The organism is Mesorhizobium sp. M0678 (assembly GCF_040320505.1).
Classification (GTDB): Bacteria; Pseudomonadota; Alphaproteobacteria; order Rhizobiales; family Rhizobiaceae; genus Mesorhizobium.
In genome coordinates this window covers 51554-72766 of the sequence record NZ_JAMYPT010000010.1, presented here as the reverse complement: position 1 = coordinate 72766, position 21213 = coordinate 51554, and the positions used below count along the sequence as shown (strand labels likewise).

At 63.1% G+C, this 21213-nt stretch carries 20 protein-coding genes and 1 pseudogene; 13 read left to right on the top strand and 8 right to left on the bottom strand.

The features are described from left to right. Positions 1 to 28: 28 nt before the first annotated feature. Both NKI29_RS19120 and NKI29_RS19115 read left to right on the top strand, forming a co-directional pair. Positions 29 to 1078 (top strand): TRAP transporter small permease subunit, encoded by a 1050-nt coding sequence (locus NKI29_RS19120; RefSeq protein WP_352570609.1) that lies wholly within the window; start codon positions 29 to 31, stop codon positions 1076 to 1078. 3 nt (positions 1079 to 1081) lie between these two features. Then, a complete protein-coding gene (locus NKI29_RS19115; protein WP_023677869.1) occupies positions 1082 to 2452 on the top strand; it encodes a TRAP transporter large permease in 1371 nt (456 codons plus the stop codon). Between the two features lie 168 nt (positions 2453 to 2620). Here NKI29_RS19115 and NKI29_RS19110 read toward each other — a convergent pair whose 3' ends face one another. Then, the gene (locus NKI29_RS19110; RefSeq protein ID WP_352570610.1) at positions 2621 to 2743 is read right to left on the bottom strand and encodes a hypothetical protein; all 123 of its coding nucleotides are present in this window, start codon (positions 2741 to 2743) and stop codon (positions 2621 to 2623) included. Between the two features lie 71 nt (positions 2744 to 2814). Between NKI29_RS19110 and NKI29_RS19105 the strand changes: the two genes are divergently transcribed. Both NKI29_RS19105 and NKI29_RS19100 read left to right on the top strand, forming a co-directional pair. Beyond that, the gene (locus NKI29_RS19105) at positions 2815 to 3804 is read left to right on the top strand and encodes a hypothetical protein (protein WP_352570639.1); all 990 of its coding nucleotides are present in this window, start codon (positions 2815 to 2817) and stop codon (positions 3802 to 3804) included. A gap of 1 nt (position 3805) precedes the next feature. Beyond that, a complete protein-coding gene (locus NKI29_RS19100) occupies positions 3806 to 5281 on the top strand; it encodes an FAD-dependent oxidoreductase (protein ID WP_352570611.1) in 1476 nt (491 codons plus the stop codon). Between the two features lie 24 nt (positions 5282 to 5305). Here the strand turns inward: NKI29_RS19100 and NKI29_RS19095 are convergent, their stop codons facing one another. Next, a complete protein-coding gene (locus NKI29_RS19095; RefSeq protein ID WP_352570612.1) occupies positions 5306 to 5776 on the bottom strand; it encodes a YbhB/YbcL family Raf kinase inhibitor-like protein in 471 nt (156 codons plus the stop codon). A 49-nt stretch (positions 5777 to 5825) separates the two neighbouring features. Further along, a complete protein-coding gene (locus NKI29_RS19090; RefSeq protein WP_023677864.1) occupies positions 5826 to 6263 on the bottom strand; it encodes a DUF2267 domain-containing protein in 438 nt (145 codons plus the stop codon). 263 nt (positions 6264 to 6526) lie between these two features. On the opposite strand from NKI29_RS19090, the gene NKI29_RS19085 reads away from it, so the two are divergent. Continuing rightward, on the top strand, positions 6527 to 7006 hold the full coding sequence (locus NKI29_RS19085; RefSeq protein WP_352796987.1) for an Hsp20/alpha crystallin family protein: 480 nt from the start codon (positions 6527 to 6529) through the stop codon (positions 7004 to 7006). 88 nt (positions 7007 to 7094) lie between these two features. Here the strand turns inward: NKI29_RS19085 and NKI29_RS19080 are convergent, their stop codons facing one another. Continuing rightward, positions 7095 to 7523, bottom strand: coding sequence for a CBS domain-containing protein (locus tag NKI29_RS19080; RefSeq protein ID WP_023677862.1), 429 nt, complete (start codon positions 7521 to 7523; stop codon positions 7095 to 7097). A 296-nt stretch (positions 7524 to 7819) separates the two neighbouring features. On the opposite strand from NKI29_RS19080, the gene NKI29_RS19075 reads away from it, so the two are divergent. From NKI29_RS19075 to NKI29_RS19040, 8 genes are all read left to right on the top strand, one after another. After that, positions 7820 to 8554 (top strand): phosphoribosyltransferase, encoded by a 735-nt coding sequence (locus tag NKI29_RS19075; protein ID WP_352570615.1) that lies wholly within the window; start codon positions 7820 to 7822, stop codon positions 8552 to 8554. A gap of 11 nt (positions 8555 to 8565) precedes the next feature. Then, positions 8566 to 9243 (top strand): dienelactone hydrolase family protein, encoded by a 678-nt coding sequence (locus tag NKI29_RS19070; protein WP_352570616.1) that lies wholly within the window; start codon positions 8566 to 8568, stop codon positions 9241 to 9243. Between the two features lie 122 nt (positions 9244 to 9365). After that, on the top strand, positions 9366 to 9866 hold the full coding sequence (locus NKI29_RS19065; RefSeq protein ID WP_352480832.1) for a DUF6496 domain-containing protein: 501 nt from the start codon (positions 9366 to 9368) through the stop codon (positions 9864 to 9866). 316 nt (positions 9867 to 10182) lie between these two features. Continuing rightward, positions 10183 to 11130, top strand: a complete 948-nt coding sequence (locus NKI29_RS19060) for an arginase family protein (RefSeq protein WP_352691612.1) — start codon at positions 10183 to 10185, stop codon at positions 11128 to 11130. Between the two features lie 190 nt (positions 11131 to 11320). Then, complete coding sequence (locus NKI29_RS19055) at positions 11321 to 13852, top strand: NAD-dependent epimerase/dehydratase family protein (protein WP_352570618.1); 2532 nt, start codon at positions 11321 to 11323, stop codon at positions 13850 to 13852. 181 nt (positions 13853 to 14033) lie between these two features. Beyond that, positions 14034 to 15062, top strand: coding sequence for an ABC transporter substrate-binding protein (locus NKI29_RS19050; protein WP_352570620.1), 1029 nt, complete (start codon positions 14034 to 14036; stop codon positions 15060 to 15062). A 3-nt stretch (positions 15063 to 15065) separates the two neighbouring features. Then, positions 15066 to 17354: an ABC transporter permease gene (locus tag NKI29_RS19045; protein ID WP_352570621.1), complete on the top strand. Its 2289-nt coding sequence runs from the start codon at positions 15066 to 15068 to the stop codon at positions 17352 to 17354. Next, on the top strand, positions 17354 to 18430 hold the full coding sequence (locus NKI29_RS19040; protein WP_352589796.1) for an ABC transporter ATP-binding protein: 1077 nt from the start codon (positions 17354 to 17356) through the stop codon (positions 18428 to 18430). The genes NKI29_RS19045 and NKI29_RS19040 overlap by 1 nt, the downstream gene beginning before the upstream one ends. On the opposite strand, the gene NKI29_RS19035 is transcribed toward NKI29_RS19040, so the two are convergent. From NKI29_RS19035 to NKI29_RS19020, 4 genes and pseudogenes are all read right to left on the bottom strand, one after another. Then, on the bottom strand, positions 18420 to 19214 hold the full coding sequence (locus NKI29_RS19035; protein ID WP_352570624.1) for an inositol monophosphatase family protein: 795 nt from the start codon (positions 19212 to 19214) through the stop codon (positions 18420 to 18422). The genes NKI29_RS19040 and NKI29_RS19035 overlap by 11 nt on opposite strands. Positions 19215 to 19369: 155 nt before the next feature. Continuing rightward, positions 19370 to 19516 carry an SDR family oxidoreductase gene (locus tag NKI29_RS19030; RefSeq protein ID WP_502896713.1) on the bottom strand — a complete coding sequence of 49 codons (147 nt, stop codon included), beginning with the start codon at positions 19514 to 19516 and terminating at the stop codon, positions 19370 to 19372. Between the two features lie 166 nt (positions 19517 to 19682). Beyond that, positions 19683 to 19865, bottom strand: a pseudogene (locus NKI29_RS19025) (aspartate aminotransferase family protein); the annotation flags it as partial. 20 nt (positions 19866 to 19885) lie between these two features. After that, on the bottom strand, positions 19886 to 21187 hold the full coding sequence (locus tag NKI29_RS19020; protein WP_352589800.1) for a flavin monoamine oxidase family protein: 1302 nt from the start codon (positions 21185 to 21187) through the stop codon (positions 19886 to 19888). Positions 21188 to 21213 lie beyond the last annotated feature (26 nt).

The following is a 21213-nucleotide window of genomic DNA, read 5'->3' as shown; positions in this document are numbered from 1 at the left end:
GCCGCACTGGCTATACTGGTCAAGCCTCGTGCTTTTCCCGCTCGTTGCGGTCTTCCTTGTCCATCGCGAGCGGGCACAGCGCGATGCCGGCCGTCCAAATCTCTTTCTTGCCTACCTGTTCCTGGTCACTGCAGGCTTCCTCGGCATGCACCGGTTTTATCTGAAGAGCAGGTGGGGATTCATTTTTATCCCGCTGTTCATTGCAGTGCTTTGGACGAGCGCCCAGGTACGCGACGGACGTGAGGCAGTGTCGCTCGCGCGATCCCAGAGCGAACACGCCGAAAGGCTGTTGCCGCGTGCCAAGGCAGATGTCGCAGCCAGCAAAGAAGGCGCTGCCGATCGCCTGGCGAAAGCTGAGGCAGACGCCACGGTGGCGCGCGATAATCTGAGCGCCGCCGCCCATGGGCTCGAGCGCGCCAACAGCATCGGCCGAATTGCCGGACTTCTGCTTGGTCTCGCTCTCGCAGGCGACGCCCTTCTAATACCCGGTCTTGTGCGGCGCGCCCGCACCCGTGAGATCGAGCGCGCCGCGGCCGACCATCCGCTCGTAGTCGATGTGCCAGCCACGCCCGTCAAGCAACCGCTCGCGTTGTTCCAGCCGGTCGACTGGCTGGTACGCGTGACGGGCGAGTTCGTCGCGTATTGGTCGGTTCTCGCAGTGGTGGCGTACTACTACGAAGTGGTGGCCCGTTTTGTTTTCAACTCACCGACCAACTGGGTACATGAAAGCATGTTTCTTATGTTCGGCATCCAGTACATGCTGGCAGGCGCCTATGCCTACCGTGACGAAACGCATGTCAGGGTAGACATCGTCTACAGCCATCTCTCCGAACGCGGTCGTGCTGTCTGCGACATCATCACCTCGGCCTTCTTCTTCTTGTTCACCGGCACCATGCTGGTCACAGGATGGCGATTTGCGAGCGATGCCACGGCTGTTGGCGAACGCTCATTCACCGAATGGGGCATCCAATACTGGCCGGTAAAGCTCGCGATCCCCATCGGGGCAGCGCTCCTGTTGCTTCAGGGCCTATCCCGGCTGATGCGAGACATCGCCACTGCATTTGGAAGGGTCGGCTGAGCGATGGGCCTCGAGCTTCCGATCCTGTGGCTCAGCATATTGATGTTCGGGGGTCTGGGCGTACTTTTGCTGCTCGGATTACCGATGGCCTTTTGCACCGGCAGCCTTGCCGTGCTTTTCCTCTTTCTGTTCGGCAATTCGGCCATGCTGAACATGCTGCCGTCTCGGGTCTTCCCGTTCATGACGGATTATCAGCTCTCGGCGGTGCCGCTTTTCATCTTCATGGCCGCGATTCTCGAGAAGGCGGGCATCATCGAGGAGCTGTTCGATGTCGTCTACAAATGGCTGGGCGGACTCAAAGGCGGGCTCGCATCGGCCACGGTGATCTCCTGCACGCTGCTGGCCGCGATGGTCGGTGTCGTCGGGGCGACGGAAGTGACGATGGGCATGATCGCGCTCCCGGCCATGCTGCGCCGCAACTACGACGCCAAGCTCGCCTGCGGCTCGCTTCTTGCTGGCGGGACCCTTGGCATTCTCATACCCCCTTCCGTCATGGCGATCGTCTATGCCGTCGTGGCGCAGCAGTCGCTGGGCGAGCTTTTGATCGGGTCGGTATTTCCCGGGCTGCTGCTGTCCGGGATGTATGTCGCCTACGTGACGGCGCGCTGTTACATCGACCCCAAACTCGGCCCGGCGTTGCCGCCGAACGAGCGCATTGACTTCGCCCAAAAACTCAAGCTTTTGCGCCGGACGTTCATGCCGATACTGCTGATCCTGCTTGTGCTCGGGGTCATCTTCATGGGCATTGCCACGCCGGTCGAAGCCGCCGGCATCGGTACGTTCGGGGCTTTCATCGTCTGCGCCGCACATCGGCGCCTGACCTGGGACACGATCCGGGAGGCCTGTGTCGCGACGCTCAAGGCCACGGCGATGGTCATGTGGATATTCTTCGGCGCCACCATGTTCGTCGGTTTCTTTATCCTGAAAGGTGGGCAGAACTTCGTAGCCGAATCGATACTCGGAACAGGCTTGGCGCCTTACGGCGTTCTTGTTCTGATGATGATCATTCTGTTCGTCCTGGGCATGTTTCTGGACTGGGTGGGCATTCTCCTTCTCACCGTACCGATATTTCTGCCCATCCTAAAGACACTCGAATTCGGCGGCACGTTTGGGCTGGCCGGTGTGGCTCCTGAAGACGTGCCACTGTGGTATGGTGTCATTTTCATGGTCAACATGCAGATGGCGTTCCTTAGCCCGCCTTTCGGCTATTCGCTGTTCTATCTGAAGAGCGTTGCGCCGCCGGAGATCTCGATGGCGACGATCTTTCGATCCGCAGTCCCCTTCTTGTGCCTGCAGGCGATCGGAGTGGGACTGTGCATCGTGTTCCCCTCAATCGTCGTCTGGCTCCCGAAGGTCATGTACGGAGGCAATTGACCACATTTGCGGCTTGCCGACACCGAGGATCAGTCGAATTTGATAGCTTTTCGCTTGAACGGCGTCACCTTTTTGCCTTCCTTTGCGCGTCGTCATGAGATCGCTTCTTGAAACAATCCTGGCTGCGAGTGCGGGTGTATCGCACTCGACCAGTCTTGGTTATCTCGCCTACGCCGCCCCGGGAATGCCGCGCCATCTGTCCTTGCCGAGATGGCCAAGGAACCCGCCGCCGATCAGATCGTTTCGCGATAGATCAACCGGACGAGGAGAGACATGCTCGAAATTCTGCATGCTCACAATCGCGGGACACCGAACACGGGCCGGCTCTGCCAGTTCGGGGCTTGGCGCGATGCTGCGTGACGATGCTGCGTGACGTCGATTATGTCCTGCAAAAACTCGACTGGATGCGCGGCGAAGGCATCTGGCCCAACGGCTTGCGATATCTGTGGACCGATGCATTCGGGGTCGTGCTCTACGTCTCGCTTTATGCGGAAACTGGCGAAGAGCGCTGGCTGGGCGAAGCCGAGCGGCTGGTGGCCGATGTCGAGCGTATGCTCGGCCGCCGGCGCGGACTGAGGATCGGCGAAGCGGCGGATCGCGACGGCCAGTATTTCCACTATCTGGCGATGTGGCTGTTCGCCCTGGCGCGTCTCGGCGATCTGAAGCCGGAATACCGCAAGCGCGGCATTACGCTGGCGCGGGACATTCACCCGGCGTTTGTGGTCCCCGGCCGCGGCGTGATCTGGAAGATGCAGGAGGATTTGAGCGGTCCTTACCCCGGCTACGGCCTCGGCAGCATGGATGCCTATGACGGCTACGTCTCTTACCGAATGCTCGACGACGAGGAACTGGCGCCCGAGATCGCGCAGATGCGTGACCTGATGGAGCGCGATTGGCGCAGCCTCGACATCGACCAGGACCTCGGCCTCGGCATGATGCTGTGGCTCGCCCATTTCTTTCCCGACGAGCCGTGGGCCGAGGCCCAGACGAGGCGTTCGCTGCGAACTCTGGAAACGATGTGGGTCGACCCGCCCGGTTATTTCAGCCGCGCGCCATGGCTGCGCGATACCAAGTTCGCCTTCACCAATTACGGCGTTTCGCTCGGCCTGCAGGCCGCCGGTATCTGGCCGGGGCGTGTCGATAGGCTGAACGCCTTCTTCGAGGACTGGCGCTCCGGCGACGAATACGACCGCGAGGCGATCACCTGGGTGATGGCCTGCACCTCGCACCTTCCCGGTGCTTTTCTAACCCGGGGTGGCGAGACAATGATTGAAAGCGACCAAGCTCGGGAACGTTCCTCCGCCGGCGCGGTTGTCGATGGAAGTGCATGGAGACGCAAGGGGCGCGGTTGAAATGGCCATTCTCTTGGGAAAACCGGGAAGCTGTTGGGTGGCGGCAGCCGCCTCCACGAACTATCCCCAGCTCGAAGGTCCAATCCGTGCGGACGCCGTAGTCGTGGGTGCTGGAATTGTCGGGCTAACGACGGCGCTTCGGCTTTGCGAGGCGGGCCGGTCGGTGGTCGTCCTCGAAGGCCTGCGCACGGGCGGACAGGTAACCGGCCGCTCGACGGCCAAGATCACCACGCAGCATGCACTGATCTATCGTCATCTCATCGACACCTTCGGCCGGGACCTGGCGCGGACCTATGCCGATGCGAATTCCGCCGGCGCCAAACAGATCCGCGATTGGGTTCGCGAGTACGCCATCGCCTGCGATCTCGAGAGCAAGGACGCCTATAGCTACACCTGCGATGAAAGCCGGCGCGCGGAGGTCGCGGCCGAGGCGGAGGCCGCGCGCCATGTCGGGCTGGAGGCCGATCTCCTCGACCGCGCGCCGCTGCCTTTCGAAACGGCCGCGGCATTACGGTTCCCCGACCAGGCGCAGTTCAACCCGGCGATGTATCTGGTTGGCCTGGCGGAAGCGGTGACGGCCCGTGGCGGTCGGATCTTCGAAAACAGCCGCGCCACCTCGATCGACGAGGCAAGCCGCTGGCGCGTCGTCACCGATGGCGGCGCCGTTGATGCCGGGCACGTCGTCGTCGCCACCAACATGACGGTGAAGAGCCCCGTCGGCATGGCGAACCGGACGCAACCGCGCTGCCACACCGCCATGGCCTTTCGGATCGATGATCCCCTTACTGTCGACGGCATGTTCATCGGCATCGACGACCCGACGCATTCCATCCGGACGGGCCGTGATGCCGAAGGTCCACTGCTGGTCACGCTCGGCCCCAAGTTCAACACCGGCTGGGACGGCGACGTGGCGAGGCGGTTTGTCGAACTGGAAAAATGGGCGAGAAAGAACCTTCCGGTCGGCGACGTCGCGTGGCGCTGGTGCAATGAGGATTATGATACGGCCGACAGGATTCCATATGCCGGCGAGCCCGATCCCGCCAAGGCCGCCGGCTTCCACATTGCCACGGGCTTCAACGCCTGGGGCATCACCAACGGGACGGCCGTGGGCGCGATGATCGCCGACCTGATCTGCGGCCGCCCAAGCCCATGGCAAAAACTCTACGATCCGGCCCGGCCCTATCCCGAGGACTTCCACAAGAACGGCCGCAGTCAATCGATCGTCTCGAGCACCCACGACATTGCGCCTGGCATGGGTGGCGTGATCGTCAGGGGAGACGAAAAGATTGCGGCGTGGAGAGACACCGAAGGCGCACTCCAGGCGGTTTCGGCGATTTGCACCCACAAGGGCTGCACCGTAACCTGGAACAATGCGGACCACACCTGGGATTGTCCCTGCCACGGCTCGATCTTCGCCGCCGACGGTTCGGTCATCCACGGCCCTGCCCGAAAACCGCTTGCCCAGATTACATTGTGAAGGCGGCGACCGACACGGCCCGCGTCACGCCGGCCGTTCGTAGGTTCCGACCAGCTCCGTCTCCTCCAATGCGTGTTTCTGGGCTTGCTTCCAGACCTGATGCACGCCCGCCTTTCCTGGTACGCTGAGGCTCGGCACATCGAGCGCGGCCAGCAGGAAGTGGTAATGGTGGACGCCGTGCCCTGCAGGCGGCTGCGGACCATCGTAATACGCATTGCCGAAATCGTTGGTGCCTTGCCTGAGTGCCGACGGGCCGGGCTTGCCGTCTTCGGCCTCGGCTAGTCCCCCGGCATCCGGCGGGATGTTGAACACCGCCCAGTGCCCGAAAATCCCGCTTGGTGCATCGGGATCCCGCACGACAAGAACAAGGCTCTTGGTACCATCCGGGACACCGGACCACTTCAGCGGCGGCGAGACGTTCTGGCCGTCACGCGCATATTTTTCGGGAAGTCTTCCGCCTGCCCGGAACGCCGGGCTGATAAGGGTGAGTGGCATTGCTATTTCCCCAAGGAGGTTGCGACCGAGAAGCCCGCGCCTGCGCCGTTCACGCCGCTTGCTGAGCTTCGGCGACTCGTCTTATCTCGCCTGGCAGGGATTCCCAGACCTTGTGCATCTGTCCTTCTCCGACGTGATGGGCGAGCACCTTGGACACGACCCTGAATGCATCCTTGGAATCGACCGGACGGGTAAATTCCAGCTCCGCCTTGATCTTGGCCAGAAACTCGTCGAGCGACCGCATCTTCTCGGGAGCTTTGGAAGGCTGATATTGGTCATAGAAGGCGCCGCGCACCAGGATCGGCAGCTGCGAGCCGAGGTGGGCTGCAAGATCCGGCTGCATACGGTCGCGCAGGGCGTGCAGCACCGCTCCGAGAACGTGCCAGGCGACCTGCCGATCCGGTCCAATCTCGTCCATGATCTCGTCGAGCCAGATGTTCGTGGTCTGCAGTGTCTTGTCGAATACGTCGAGTCCGGTGGCATTCATCGAAATCCTCCTTCCGTTCAAATCCGACTAGGTGATGTGACCAAACAGCCGTACCTGCCCGTTGTTCCCCGACGCGCATGTCCTGATGCGCATTTATTGTCGGAGGTCCCGTCATGAGGGAATTCGGGCCGGCTTTTGCCGCTGTTTTTCGACCACCTTTCTTGGCCGGCACTCGGAACATCCTCATGGGTGGACGAGTTTTGTTTGCCGTCGCCGATCACATGGTGACGAGTGATGCAGACACAAAAAACAGGAGAAGAACCATGGCACATCACGATTTGGCGCCCCGGACGCCATCGCGCAGCCTCTATCCATCCGCGCGCGACCCGCTCACGTCATTCCACCGGCAGATTGACCGCCTGTTCGACGACTTCTTCGCGCCGATGGCCGAAGCGACTACGGCCGGCGATCTTTGGCCGAGCGTCGACGTACATGAAACAGACCAAGCCTATAAGGTCACCGCCGAATTGCCGGGGCTCGAGCAGAAGGACGTTGAGCTCAAGCTGCGCGAAAACACCCTCTTTATTACGGGCGAGAAGCGTTCGGAGCACAAGGAAGGCGAAGGCGGCCGCACCTACAGCGAACGCAGTTATGGCCGGTTTCAGCGGACCATCCCACTGGAAGCGGAGATCGATGCCGACAAGGTGCAGGCCACTTTCAGGAACGGCGTTTTGGTTGTCGAGCTTCCGAAGAACCCCGCTGCAAAGGACAAGACACGCCGCATAGAAGTGAAAGCGCGATAGTTGCCAAACTGAAGGCTGCCTGAGCAGGCGGCGTTCAGCCCAGATGGAGAAGAACGGCGAGCACCGCGGCAACCGCCCAGGCGAGCGTCTAGCGCCGGGGATCGTCCGTCGCCTCGGAAACGCCTTCGAGAGCGATCTTGGCGGCTTCCTCATCGGTCCGCCCGAGGTCGGCCAGGGCAATGACGCCGACGAGGCGCTTGTCGTGATTGATCACCGGAAGACGACGCACCTGATGCTTGGCCATGATCTTCGCCGCATCGGTGATATCGGCGTCGTCGAAGCACCAATAGACATGCTCGGACATGACCTCGCGAACGGTCGTGTTGCCGGCTGAGCGCTCCTCGGCGACGCCGCGCATCACGATGTCGCGGTCCGTCACCATGCCGACCAGCCTGTCATTCTCGCCGACCGGAAGGGCGCCGAGATTGTCGGCCCGCATTTTCCGGGCGGCATCCCTGATTGTCGTGTTCGGGCCGACCAGTTCGGTCCGACGGCTCATGATCTCCTGAACTTGCATGGGATATTCCTTTCCCTGATTGCTGAGGCAACAAGCCGCCAAACGCGCCTGCTGCCACGCATCGCTAGATTGCCAGCTGGCCGGACGAGGCATGTACGGATCACTATCTTCGATCTTCCCGATCCGCGCTGAGCCGCGTGCCGGTGCCGGCACCTCGCGATCGAAACTATTCTTGGAACGTCCAGGCAGCGAGCGAGTTCCAAAATGGTACCGGTGCCGCAGCCATCCCACGGAATGTGGCCGCAGGCTGGTGAAAAAACATCCACCGGGAAACAGATGCACGCGGATTGAAGGTCATGGCTATCATCTTTTCAGATCGCCGCGAGGCCGGGCGGCAACTCGCCGGGGAACTCGTTCGCTTTGCCGGCCGCGACGATGTGATCGTATTGGCGCTGCCCCGAGGCGGCGTGCCGGTCGGCTACGAGGTCGCGCAGGCACTCAAGGCACCGCTCGACGTCTTCGTCGTGCGCAAGCTCGGCGTCCCCGGTCACGAGGAACTGGCCATGGGGGCGATCGCGCCCTCAGGTGTACGTGTCCTGAACGACGAAATCGTCAACGGTCTCGCGATCCCGCCACATGTCATCGACGCGGTCGCTGCAAAGGAGGAAAAAGAGCTTCTGCGCCGCGAGCACCTCTATAGGGACGGGCGACCCCCACCGCAGTTGAATGGACGAACCATTATCCTCGTGGATGACGGGCTTGCGACCGGATCGACCATGCGGGCCGGGATCAAGGCGCTGCGAAAAAACCACGCCGCCCATATTGTCGCGGCCGTTCCCGTCGGTAGCCCCGACACTTGCGACGCGATGCGGGCGGACGCCGACGAGGTCGTTTGCGCGACGACACCAGAGCCATTGCTGGGTGTCGGGCGCTGGTACGTGGATTTCTCGCAGACGAGCGATGAAGAGGTCCGCGCGCTCCTCGCCAGGTCCGTGCCCAAGCCTGCGGCTTCCCACAAGCCTGCCGCTTGCGAAGAGGAATTGGCTGGGCGCGCGAGCGCGGGTCCGGCGCCTGGCACCAGATCGACATAGCGGAGGTGGATATGGACCGGGATAGCGAGCACGTCGTGCATGTTCCCGCGGGGCTTGTCACGCTTGAGGGCAATCTTTCGTTGCCCCCGGATGCTCGCGGCCTTGTGCTCTTCGCCCACGGCAGCGGAAGCAGCCGCCACAGCCCGCGCAACCGCCACGTGGCCGAAAGGCTGAACGAGGCGAACCTCGCCACCTTCCTCATCGACCTGTTGACGGCCGAAGAGGAGCGGATCGACCAGGTCACGGCCGAGTTGCGCTTCAATATCGGACTGCTCGCCGACCGGCTGGTCGGCGTCACGGATTGGCTCGGCGCCTCGCCGGACACGTCGGGGTTGCGTCTTGGCTATTTCGGCGCGAGCACGGGCGCCGGTGCCGCCCTGGTGGCGGCGGCCGAGCGGCCCGACCAGGCCGCGGCCGTAGTTTCGCGTGGTGGCCGGCCCGATCTTGCAGCGCTCGCCCTGCCGCGCGTCCGGGCGGCGACCTTGCTCGTCGTCGGAGGCGCGGACAAGCAGGTGATCGCGCTCAACCGCTCGGCGCTGGCGGCGCTCCACTGCGAGAAGGAGCTCGCCATCGTCCCTGGCGCGACGCACCTGTTCGAGGAGCCCGGCGCCCTGGACGAAGTCGCGGGTCTGGCGAGCCGATGGTTCTTGCGCCATCTGATTTCGGACAGATCGGCGTCGACGTCCTGACAGCTGGGGCTTGGATCATCAGTGCCGGGATCATTTGCGTCCTCAACGCGTTATGATCCTCATAAGACCGCGCGCAGCTGCAACCCGAATGGCTGTCGCAACCCGCATGTGGGAGAAAGACAATGCCGGACAAGAAAACCATCGAGAAGGCCCGAAAGGACAAGCGCGAGGGCAAATCGCCGAGCACACAGGCCGGCGAGTTCGTGCACGAGGAGATCGATAAAATCCGCCGCGGCGAGCACGGCGCGCGCTCGACCCAGCAGGCCATCGCCATCGGGCTTTCCGAGGCAAGACGCGCAGGCGTAGACCTGCCCCCGCCCAAAAAGGGCAAGGTGAAGGAGAGCACGCGCAAAAGCGCCGAATACGCCTATGAGGCCGGCCAGGGTGAACGCACGCCGAAACGCCGCCCGCGGGTCTCGAAAGCCGTCTCCAAGGTGCTCGAGCACGAGCCGAAGAGCACGGCGTCGCACGCGGCGCTGGCGCAGCAGGCGAAGCGTGCGGCCTCGCGCCGGACGGCTGAGGAGCGCTCGGCCGCCGCCAAGAAGGCCGCCGAGACGAAAGGCGCCAGCGGAAGGAAGGCGGCGGCGCAGAAGGCCGCCAGAACGCGCGCGCACCACGCATAGTTCAAAGACGGCAGTTCGCCTCCTGGAAATCCGATATGGCCCAAACGACCGGTATCGAGCTCTGCCCCGGCAGCGCGGGACAACGCCGCTGCCCAAGGCGAACCAGAGCCTGCATCCGCGGGACAACATCGACTTCGAAATCACCGCTGACGACACGGTGGCGCTGAACGAGCAATACTCGTCGCTCGCAATGCTGCCCGACGCGTGACACCGACCGGAGATACTCGGCGGCAAGGGCAGCGGGAGACCGGTCAGGAAAGCGCAGCCTGCTTCTTGAGCATGATGCGTATCGCCCATAACGCGGGGAACTCTGATCATGACCTCAACTGCCAGCACGACAATGCCGCGAGCCACCACGCAGACGAGACATATCGCTTTGCTCGGCGCGCCCTCTAATCTTGGGCTGATGCCGCAGGAGGGTGAGCCGGAGCCCGGCGTGTGGAAGGCGCCGGAGGCACTTCAATCGCTTGGTCTCGCCGACCGTTTGGGCGCCGGTCCGTTGCGCTCGGTTCGGGCTCCGCTTTATCGGCCTGAGGTGGATCCTGCGACGGGCGTGCGCAATGCCCAGGCCCTGCGCCAGTATTCCAAGACGCTTGCCGAAGCGGTCGACGAGGAGCTGAACTCGGGAGGGTTCCTGCTCATGCTCGGCGGCGATTGCAGTGTGTTGCTTGGCCCTGCGCTCGCGCTACGGCGTCGTGGCCGCTACGGCCTTATCTTCTTCGATGGGCACACCGATTTCAAATTGCCGGATACCTCGCCGTCAAAGGGAGCCGCGGGCATGGATTTGGCCTTCGTGACCGGCCATGGCCCGACGCTCCTGACCGATTTCGGCGAGCACACTCCTTTGGTCCGTGAGGCCGACGTAGTCGCGTTTGGCTATCGCGATGTGCAGGACCCCGCGACTTACACGTCCAAGGCCGTCTTCGACACCGATGTTCACCGGATGGATTTGGCTGAAGTGCGGCGGCGCGGCTTCGCCGATGCGGCACGCATAGCGCTTGACGCGGTCGCAGGGCAGGACGTCGAGGGTGTATTCGTTCACTTCGATGTCGACGTGCTGGACAGCGAGATCATGTCGGCTGTCGATTCGCCGGAGGCCGGCGGTGTCTTGCCCGACGAAGCTGTCGAAGCCCTTCGCACATGGTGCAACGATCCACGCGTGATTGGGATGGAGGTGACGATCTATGATCCCGACCGCGATCCGGATCGTCGCTGCGGCAAGCTGCTGATCGACATTCTGGTCGCTTCCCTTCGCGGCCGGTAGACCAATGGGAGTCCTGCACTTGTGCACGAACGCAATCCGCCGGCACGAATGGCCGTCGGTCTGACGGATCGCCGCGCGCACCCATTCTGTGGTGCTACCTCATCGGGAACCGTTCTCAACGAACATGGTTCCGAGTGTGCGACCGAAGCATTCGGCTTCTTCTACCCGGCTATCGCCAAGGAGATTCGCCATGACCGGCAAAACCCGTCCCACCGTCCTGATCACAGGCAGCAGCGGGTTTCTGGGCCAAGCCATCGCTCGCGGCTTGATGGAGCGCTACGACATCATCGGCCTTGATGTTGCCAGACGATCCTTGCCCGGCGTCGAGACGATCGAGATCGACCTTACCTCGGACGCGAGCGTGGCGAAGGCACTGGCCGAGGTGCGCGAGCGGAGCGGCGGCCGCGTTGCCTCGGTGATCCATCTCGCGGCTTATTACGACACGACCGGCGAGGATAATCCGAAATACGGCGCGGTGACCGTCGAGGGAACGCGCCGGCTGCTGAACGCGCTGAGAGGGCTCGAGACGGAGCAGTTCGTGTTTTCGAGCACGTTGCTGGTGCATGCGCCGAGCCCGGCAAAGGGCGCCAGGATCGACGAGCGATCGCCGATCGATCCGGCCTGGGCCTATCCGAGATCGAAGGCTGAGACCGAGACGCTGATCCTGAAAGAGCACGGCCACGTCAAGGTTGCGATCCTGCGACTGGCGGGCGTCTATGACGAGAATTGTCACGCGGCCTTTATCGCCCAGCAGATCGCCCGCATTTTCGAGCGCATGCCGACCGCCTATCTTTTCACCGGCGACATCACCACCGGCCAGCCCTACCTGCATCTGGACGATCTCGTCGACGCCGTGGTCCGCACCGTCGACCGGCGCAGCGCGCTTCCCAACGAGACCGTACTGCTGATCGGCGAAGAAGAGACGCCGTCCTACGACGAGATGCAGAAGCAGATCGGGCAGCTCCTGCACGGCGAGACCTGGCGGACCCTGTCCCTGCCGAAAGAGGTGACGAAGCTCGGCGCCTGGATGCAGGAGAAGGTTCTCGACCAGGAGACCGACATCAAGCCATGGATGATCGAGAACGCTGACGATCACTACGAGATCGACATCTCCCGCGCCAGGCGCCTGCTTGGCTGGAACCCGCGACACAGCCTGACCGCTACCTTGCCGGAAATGATCCGGCGGCTGAAGGCGGATCCTACCGACTGGTACAAGAAGAACAAGCTTGAACCGTCGGCGGTCGCCGCTTCCGCGCCCGAGCTCGACCAGGCCGCCGAACGGCTGCAGCGCCCGCTCGAGCGCTCGGACGACGAGGTCGAGGCGGAAACCGAACGCCACCGGGCCGCAACGCTCTGGGCGCCGCTGACCAACGTTGCGATCGGGCTGTGGCTCGTGGCGTCGCCCTTCACGCTCGGCCTGTTCGATCCCGCTTCAGCACCGATTCCGCCGGCGCTCGGACATGAGATCGCCTCGCCGGAGACGCGCGACGGCAGGCTCGGCATCAGTGAGATTGTATCCGGCCTCGCCATCCTGTCGCTGGCGCTTGTCGGCATGCGCCGGCGCTGGCACGGGCTGCAATGGATCACCGCCTCGATCGGGGTTTGGGTGATGTTCGCGCCGCTGCTGTTCTGGACCACCAGCGCCGGAGCCTACGCGACCGACACGTTGGCCGGCATGCTGATCGTCGCGTTCGCGGTGATGATCCCGCCGACGCCGGGTATCAGCCGGCGTGCCCTTGCCGCCGATGACGACCGCCCGCTCGGCTGGAGCTATTCGCCCTCCCTCTTCACCCAGCGCATTCCCATAATCGGCCTCGCCTTTGTCGGCCTGTTCGTCTCGCGCTATCTCGCTGCCTATCAGCTAGGGCACATCGACAGTCTTTGGGATCCGTTCTTCGGCCCGGGCGAAACGCCGGCCGGCAATGGCAGCGAGGCGGTGGTCACCTCCTGGGTCTCCAAGGGTTTTCCGATCGCCGATGCCGGGCTGGGCGCCTTTGCCTATGCGCTGGATATCCTCGCGGGCGCGATCGGCGATCGCCGCCGCTGGCGCACCATGCCGTGGATAGTGCTTTTGTTCGGTTTGTTGGTCGTGCCGCTCGGTGTGGTCAGCGTCGGCTTCATCATCATCCAGCCACCGCTCATCGGGGCGCTGTGCACGCTCTGCATCGTCCAGGCCGCCGTCACGGTCGTGCTCATCCCCTATTCGGTGGACGAGGTGCTGGCGAGCTGCCAGTATCTTTGGCGTGCGAAACAGGCGGGAGAGCCGTTCTGGCGCACATTCTGGTGCGGCGGCCCGGCGCTTTCGGAGGACCAGACGCCGACGCCGGATCTCGACCGGTCGCTATCGGCAGTGGCGCGGGACTTCATCACCGGCGGTGTGAACTTCCCGTGGACCCTTGTCGCCAGCACGCTCGCCGGCGCCCTGCTGATGATCACGCCGCTTGTCTTCGGCACAAGTCCGCCGCTCTACCTTAGCGATCATGTCACCGGTTGCCTCATCATCATGATCGCCGTTACTGCGATGGCCGAAGTGGCGCGCGCCGTCCGCTTTCTGAACATCGCGCTTGGAGCCTGGATTGCCCTCTCTCCGTTCATCCTCGCCGGCGGCGCGGCCGCGAGCCTCGCCAATCTGGCGATCGGAGCGCTGCTGGTCGGGCTCAGCCTGCCGCGCGGCACGCGCAGCGCTGCGCATTATGGCGGCTGGGACCGGGCCATCGTCTGAGGATGTTCAGCAGCGCTGGACGATCGGCCAGGTGACTGCAAAGATTGATCCGCATCAACCTGTCGAACATATCGAGCGGGAAGTCGGCGAAAGGCGCAAAGGCGGCCGTACCCTTCCAACTTGAATTTTCCGCGTATCTGGGTTTCATAAGTCGGCAAATAACTTAGGGAGGAATTTCAACATGATAAAAAGGGCAATTCTCGGCGCCGGCATCCTCGCCGCCGGTATGTGGGCCGCGTCGTCATCGGCGTCCGCCGAAAGCCTGACCATGTATTGCGGCGTTGACGAGGTCTGGTGCCAGCAGACGGCGCGGGCGTTCGAGGAGAAGACCGGCATCACCGTCAATATGACCCGCAAGAGCGCTGGCGAAATCTATGCGCAATTGCGCGCCGAGGCCGCCAACCCAAAGGCAGACATCTGGTGGGGCGGCACCGGCGATCCGCATCTGCAGGCAGCCGAGGAGGGCCTGACAGTGGAATACAAATCGCCGCTGCTCAACCAGTTGCAGCCCTGGGCGATCAAGCAGGCGGAAACGTCCGGCTACCGCACGGTCGGCATCTATTCGGGTGCGCTGGGCTTCGGCTACAACAAGGATTTGCTGGCCAAGAACAATCTGCCCGAACCGAAATGCTGGGCCGATCTGATCAAGCCCGAATACAAGGGGCACATCCAGGTCGCCAACCCCAATTCCTCGGGGACCGCATACAATATGCTGGCGACCATCGTTCAGCTGTTTGGTGAGGACAAGGGTTTCGAATACATGAAAGCCCTGCACAAGAACGTCAACCAGTACACCAAGTCGGGTTCGGCGCCGATCAAGGCCGCCGGTCTCGGCGAGACCACCATCGGCATCGTCTTCATCCACGACGCCGTGTCGCAGGTCGTCGCAGGTTTCCCGATCGTTCCGGTCACCCCTTGCGAGGGAACCGGCTACGAGATCGGCTCGGAATCGATCATCAAGGGGGCGCGGAACCTGGAGGCTGCGAAAAAATTCTACGACTGGGCGCTCGAGGCCGACGTCCAGTCCATGGCGCAAAAGGCGGGGTCGTTCCAGGTTCCGTCGAACAAGGCGGCAAAAACCTCCGACAAGGCGCCCGACCTCTCCACCATCAAGCTGATCGACTACGACTTCAAGAAGTACGGCTCGAGCGAAGAGCGGAAGCGGCTGCTGAAAAAATGGGACGAGGAGGTCGCATCGCTGCCGCAATAGCAGATGCGCTTCCGCGAAACCCGCTGGCCGATTGAACCGGTCGCCGTCCTTTGGATGGCGGTCGGATGGCTGGGGTTTGCCGTGCTGCCCTGGTACGGCATCGAGGACGGGTTCTTCGGCTTTTCCTGGCTGTTCGACGGTTACCCGTCCGACAGCGAATTCGCGCCGGCACTGGTTCTGGCCCTCAAGGGCGAGAAACTGTGGCTGGCGCCGCTCGGCCTGCTGCTGGCGGTGCCGCTGCTTCTGTGGGGCCGCACCAAATCCGATCCGGTTTTCAGCCGGCTGCTGATCATTGTCGGCGCCGCCGGATTTGGCTGGCTGTTGTTCCAGGGCTTCGCCATCGGGCTGCGCGGTTGGCAATTCGGCTGGCTCACCAGCCTGTTCGGCGAACTTGGCGACCGCCAATTCGGCATGGGCTACGGCGCCTTGCTGGTCAGCGGTGCCTTTCTGTTCCTTTTCACCCTGGGTGTTGCCGCGCGCGGCGCCGTCTCTGGCGACGTCTTCGTCGTCGGCTCGATCGGCTTTGTCGTCGCCATGGTTGCCATTTTCATCTTCATGCCGATCCTGATGATGCTGGCCAATGCCATGCAGACCGACGACGGCGGCTACTCGCCTGTCGCGTTCCTGGCCAAGCTGTTCAGTTCGCGGCTGTGGAGCCTGGCTTGTCTTGCCGGCGGCAGCCGCTGCGGCGTGGCCTGGAATTCGCTGCTGCTGGCCGTGCTCGTCGGCCTGCTGACCATGTTTCTGGGGCTGGTGTTCGCGCTGGTCGTGACCCGTACCGGTTTCCGCCACGGCAAGCTGCTCCGCGCCCTGACCGTGTTGCCGATCATCACGCCGGCTTTCGTCATCGGCCTTGCCATCATCTTGTTGTTCGGACTGTCAGGGGCAGTGACGCAGAGCGTGGCCGGTCTCTTCGGTTTCCAGCCGACACGCTGGGTATATGGACTTCCCGGCCTGCTCATTGCCCAGGTTCTCGCCTTCACGCCGATCGCCTTCCTGGTGCTGATGGGCGTCGTCGAAGGCGTCAGCCCGTCCATGGAAGAGGCCTCCCAGACGCTCCGAGCCAGCCGCTGGCAGACCTTTTGGACCGTATCCCTGCCGCTGATGCGGCCGGGCCTTGCCAACGCCTTTCTGCTCGGCTTCATCGAGAGCATGGCCGATTTCGGCAATCCGCTGGTGCTGAGCGGCAATTACGACGTGCTGTCGACAGAAATCTTCTTTGCCATTGTCGGCGCGCAGAACGATGCGGCACTTGCCGCGATCCTGGCGCTGGTGCTGCTGGCCTTCACGCTCGGCGCCTTTTATGCGCAGCGCTTCTGGATCGGCAGGCGCTCTTACACCACCGTCACCGGCAAGGGCGACGCCGGCGTCCATCCGCGCTTGCCTGCCGGGCTGACATACGCGCTCTATGTCATCGCCGGACTGTGGACGGCATTCACCGTAGTGGTCTACGCGGTGATCTTCTATGGCAGCTTCGTCAAGCTGTGGGGGGTCGACCAGAGCCTGACACTGGAGCACTACCGGAAGGCGTTCTCCGTCGGCTGGAACGAATTCGGCATCCACTGGTCGGGCTCGGCATGGAGCTCCTTTTGGACGACCATGGAGATCGCGCTGATATCGGCGCCTCTGACGGCCGGGATCGGGCTTCTGACCGCCTATCTTCTGGTCCGCCAGAATTTCCGCGGCAAGAACGCCTTCGAATTTGCGACCATGCTCTCGTTCGCGATTCCGGGAACCGTCATCGGCGTCAGCTACATTATTGCCTTCAACGTGCCGCCGATCGAGCTGACCGGGACCGGCATCATCCTCGTACTGTCGTTCATCTTCCGCAACATGCCGGTGGGCGTGCGCGCCGGCGTCGCCTCGATGTCGCAGATCGACCGTAGCCTGGATGAATCCTCACTGACGCTTGGCGCCAACTCGTGGCAGACCTTCAGGCGCGTCATCCTGCCTTTGCTGAGATCGGCAATGCTGGCGGCGCTCGTCTATTCCTTCGTGCGCGCCATGACCGCGATCAGCGCCGTCATCTTTCTGGTCAGCGCGCGCTACGATCTCTCGACCAGCTACATCGTTGGACGTGTCGAGAACAATGAATACGGCATCGCCATCGCCTATTCGACGGTGCTGATCGTCGTCATGCTGATGGTAATTGGCTTGATGCAGCTGCTTGTCGGCAGCCGCAATATCGGCCGGCGCGGCATCCAGCAGGGCGACGGCGGCTGGAGCGTGCGCACCAATGTCAGCCTGCCCGGAACGGCCGGCGGCCCGACCACAATAGCAGGAGCCGGGTGATGGCCGAAATTCGCAGCAACGCCGCCTCGGTAACCTTCGACCATGTCACCAAGACATATCCGGGCGCCAGCATGCCGGCGGTCGACGACATCTCGCTTGCGATCGAAGCCGGCAAGCTGGTGACGCTTCTCGGGCCCTCCGGCTGCGGCAAGACGACGACGCTGCGCATGATCGCCGGCCTTGAAATGCCGTCCAGCGGCCGCATTCTGATAGGCGGCAAAGATGTCACCCGCCTGCCCGCCACCGACCGCGACGTGTCCATGGTTTTCCAGTCCTATGCACTGTTTCCGCACATGACGGTGATGGAAAACGTCTCCTATGGCTTGCGCTTCTCCGGCCATGACAAGAAGGAGGCTGCGTCTCGGGCCCGTGCCGGGCTGGAATTGGTCGGCCTGACCGGTTTCGAGGCGCGTCTGCCAAGCGAGCTGTCGGGTGGCCAGCAGCAGCGCGTGGCGGTGGCGCGCGCGCTGGTGCTCGAACCGCAAGTGCTGCTGTTCGACGAGCCGCTGTCAAATCTCGACGCCAAGCTGCGCCGGCACGTGCGCGAGGAAATCAGGGAAATCCAGATCAAGCTTGGGCTGACGGTGGTCTATGTCACACACGACCAGGAAGAGGCGCTGGCGGTTTCGGATCGTATCATCGTCATGAACAAAGCGGTGATCGCACAGGACGGCACGCCACGCGAACTCTACGACGCACCGGCCAACGCTTTCGTCGCCGACTTCATCGGCGAAGCCAATATCCTCGATTGCGAGGTGGTTTCGGTAGAAGGTGATGAAGCTGCCGTCCGGCTGGGTTCGCTGGCCTTGAAACTGCCGGCGCGAGGCCAGCTGGTCGGCCCGGCGAAGCTGGCCGTCCGTCCGAGCCGCATCGAGATCGGCCCTGCCGGTGCACCACGGACGATCGCGGGCAGGCTGGAAAAGGTCACCTATATCGGTAGCCATCTCGAGCTTGTCATCGCCACGCCGCACGGCCAGGTGTTTGCAATATCGCACAACATCGATGCGCCGTTTCAGGCAGGCGACAGCGTCGGCATCGGCTTTCCGGAGCGCGGACCGGTTCTGATCAAAGCTTGAAGGATTGCACGCAGAGCTGGCGGACCTGGGCGAACACACCGCTGCCGGCGCAAATCACCAGCGCGCCGTTTTCCAGAACCGTCTTTGGGTCGGGCTTGACGATCGTGCCGCCGGCTTCTTCCACCAGCAGCATGCCTGCCAGGCAGTCCCAGGCGTTCATATGCTCTTCGACATAGCCGAGCAGCCTGCCGGCGGCCGCATAGGCGAGCATCAACGCGCCGGATGCGTTACGGAAAAACACGCCGCCTTTTGAAAACAGCAAGCCGATGAGCGTTGCGACGTTTTGCATTTCGGCGCGGTTGGAAAAGCCGGTGCCCAACGAGCCGTCGGTCAGGCTGGTGGCCGCGCTTGCCCTGATCGGCTTGCCGTTGAGAAAAGCGCCGCCGCCCTTGCGGCAATGGAACGTTTCGCCGGTAGAGGGCTCGTGGATGACACCCACGACAGTGTCGCCGTCCTTGGCGCAGGCGATGACCACGCACCAGGCCGGGATGCCCCGCACGAAGTTCGCGGTGCCGTCGATCGGATCTATCACCCAGACATGCCCGCTCGATCCGGTGACCGAGGCATGCTCCTCGCCGACAATTCCATCGGTCGGGTAGGCGGCTTTCATTGCCGCACGGATGAACAGCTCGACCTCGCGGTCAGCCTGCGAGACCATGTCCTGATGACCTTTGCTCTCGATGGCGAGGCTGTCGAGGTCGCGAAAATACTTCAGGCCGAGCGCGCCGGCGCGCCGCGCGAGATCGATGGCGAACTGTTCGCGCGTTGCTGTGTCGGGTGTCATGATATCCTTGGGATGGCGAATGTGATCTGAGGAAAATACCCCAGCCAGAGAAGCTTAGCGGTGAAGATAAGAGTGTGCAAATGACGAGCCCTGCCTTTTGCGGGGCGGGCCCGAGGCCGACCGATCTTCCATGCGCCCGACAGCGACAGTCACGCTCATACGGGTCCGGTCATGTCGCCGTCGACATAGATCATCTGGCCGGTCATGAAGCTCGACGCGTCGGAAACCAGGAAGATCGCGGCACCGCCCAGTTCATCGACCTCGCCCACGTTGCCAGCGGCCGACCAATGCCGCGGCTCAATCCGGAAATTAAGGCGGTTTTACCGGCGAGGCCGAACAGGCCCGATAGGTCATCAATGCTTTGTTTCCCCAGAGATGCGGCCAGAGACAGGCGATCGAGGCCCCTGCCGGACATCGTAGGCGCGGACGATCGTTGTCAGCAATGGCGAGATTGCCGGCGATAAACGCCTATCCCCGCCAGGCACCTTCGCGGCGCAGATCGTCCATCGTGCGCGAAATGCCTTCGCGCAGGATCGACACCATGTCGTCGATCTGGTCGCGCGTGATGATCAATGGCGGCGACATCACGCGCATGTTGATCAGTGGCCGGACCAGCAGGCCGAGCTCGTGGCAATGCGCGTCGATGCGCTCGGCACCTTGATCCGCCTCGCTTATGACCCCGAGGCTCTGCTGGCGATGGCAGACTGAATAATTCTTAGCGCAGCAATGCGGCCGGCGACGATGGCGCCCTCGACGTAGCCCGGAAATGATGGCGACAGCTCCGACGAGGCGAAATGGATCCGCGACGCGCCGGCGCGGATAATGCGTTCGGCATCGGTTGCCGTCGCATCGACGATCAGATCACTGTAACCGCCGCCGCTCCAGCGATCCCCAGTCCAGTCGCGATAACTGAGATCGATGATGCCGGCCGCCTCGATACCGAGCGCCTCTTCCAGCTTTGACGTCACCTTTGCGCGCAACGCCGCGTCGTCCAGATCCCGCCAGCGCTGCGCCAGCGGCCCGCCGATGAAGACGACAAGGGCTGCGTGATCCTCGTCCCTGCTGGCATCGCAGGCAAAAAGCCCGTGCGGGTCGCGCCACATCACCATGCCGCTCAAGCCCCTGTCGCGCCAGAAAGCCTTGGGGTAGCGCACCAGCATTTTGATCACCGCGCCGCTTTGCCAGACGCCGAGGGCTCTCTTCAGCACAGCCGGCAGCGGCGGCACGAAATCCACTCTCGAGGCCATCATCGGCGGTACGGCGACCAGTACCGCTCGTGCCTCGATCGCGCCGGCAGGCGAAACGACGCGAACCCCTCCCGGCCCGTGCTCAATGGCCTCGACAGCTGTATTCAGCCGCAGTCGATCGCCGAGATCCCGCGCAAGATCATCCGCTAGCGAATGCATGGTTTCGCCCACGAAATACTGCAGCTCCGACACCTCGTTGGTGATGCGGCGATCATTGTCGATCAAGTACCACAGCGGCAGCCTTTCCATTGCCAGGCACCACAGGCCCTCGATCATCGACCGAAAGGCGGCCTTCGCATCGTCGGGATCGGCCTGGCGATCGAGCCATGCCGCGACCGTCAAGCCGACAATGGTCGGGTCGGTCGGTGCGATCGCATTCATCCGCTCGCGCATTCGCATCGCGGTGCCGTTAGTGCGCCCGGCTTGCGCCTCGCTCATTCGCGGCTGCGTGACGAATTCGCCTGCGACATGGGTCTCGACCAATGTCTTGCCGCGCGCTCGCACCAGCGCCATTAATTCCGGCATGTCTTCGCACAGGAACTGGCCGCCGCTGTCGATCCGCTCGCCGAGCCCGTTCTGCACGGCTTCGACGCGGCCGCCGACACGGTCGCGGGCTTCGAGCAGCACGACATCGATGCCGGCGTGGTTCAATTCACGCGCGGCCGACAGGCCGGTGAAGCCGGCGCCGACGATGGCCACATCGGCTCGTTCAATCTTGAACTTCATTAGCCGGCCTTGCTCTTCTCGAATGT

Excerpts from the sequence above, each read along its gene's own strand:
- NKI29_RS19035 (WP_352570624.1), bottom strand. The coding sequence starts at position 19,214 with ATGACACCCGACACAGCAACGCGCGAACAGTTCGCCATCGATCTCGCG.
- NKI29_RS19115 (WP_023677869.1), top strand. The coding sequence starts at position 1,082 with ATGGGCCTCGAGCTTCCGATCCTGTGGCTCAGCATATTGATGTTCGGG.
- NKI29_RS19045 (WP_352570621.1), top strand. The coding sequence starts at position 15,066 with ATGCGCTTCCGCGAAACCCGCTGGCCGATTGAACCGGTCGCCGTCCTT.
- NKI29_RS19050 (WP_352570620.1), top strand. The coding sequence starts at position 14,034 with ATGATAAAAAGGGCAATTCTCGGCGCCGGCATCCTCGCCGCCGGTATG.
- NKI29_RS19100 (WP_352570611.1), top strand. The coding sequence starts at position 3,806 with ATGGCCATTCTCTTGGGAAAACCGGGAAGCTGTTGGGTGGCGGCAGCC.
- NKI29_RS19040 (WP_352589796.1), top strand. The coding sequence starts at position 17,354 with ATGGCCGAAATTCGCAGCAACGCCGCCTCGGTAACCTTCGACCATGTC.
- NKI29_RS19095 (WP_352570612.1), bottom strand. The coding sequence starts at position 5,776 with ATGCCACTCACCCTTATCAGCCCGGCGTTCCGGGCAGGCGGAAGACTT.
- NKI29_RS19075 (WP_352570615.1), top strand. The coding sequence starts at position 7,820 with ATGGCTATCATCTTTTCAGATCGCCGCGAGGCCGGGCGGCAACTCGCC.
- NKI29_RS19060 (WP_352691612.1), top strand. The coding sequence starts at position 10,183 with ATGACCTCAACTGCCAGCACGACAATGCCGCGAGCCACCACGCAGACG.
- NKI29_RS19105 (WP_352570639.1), top strand. The coding sequence starts at position 2,815 with ATGCTGCGTGACGTCGATTATGTCCTGCAAAAACTCGACTGGATGCGC.
- NKI29_RS19110 (WP_352570610.1), bottom strand. The coding sequence starts at position 2,743 with ATGCAGAATTTCGAGCATGTCTCTCCTCGTCCGGTTGATCTATCGCGA.
- NKI29_RS19070 (WP_352570616.1), top strand. The coding sequence starts at position 8,566 with ATGGACCGGGATAGCGAGCACGTCGTGCATGTTCCCGCGGGGCTTGTC.
- NKI29_RS19055 (WP_352570618.1), top strand. The coding sequence starts at position 11,321 with ATGACCGGCAAAACCCGTCCCACCGTCCTGATCACAGGCAGCAGCGGG.
- NKI29_RS19080 (WP_023677862.1), bottom strand. The coding sequence starts at position 7,523 with ATGCAAGTTCAGGAGATCATGAGCCGTCGGACCGAACTGGTCGGCCCG.
- NKI29_RS19090 (WP_023677864.1), bottom strand. The coding sequence starts at position 6,263 with ATGAATGCCACCGGACTCGACGTATTCGACAAGACACTGCAGACCACG.
- NKI29_RS19065 (WP_352480832.1), top strand. The coding sequence starts at position 9,366 with ATGCCGGACAAGAAAACCATCGAGAAGGCCCGAAAGGACAAGCGCGAG.
- NKI29_RS19085 (WP_352796987.1), top strand. The coding sequence starts at position 6,527 with ATGGCACATCACGATTTGGCGCCCCGGACGCCATCGCGCAGCCTCTAT.
- NKI29_RS19020 (WP_352589800.1), bottom strand. The coding sequence starts at position 21,187 with ATGAAGTTCAAGATTGAACGAGCCGATGTGGCCATCGTCGGCGCCGGC.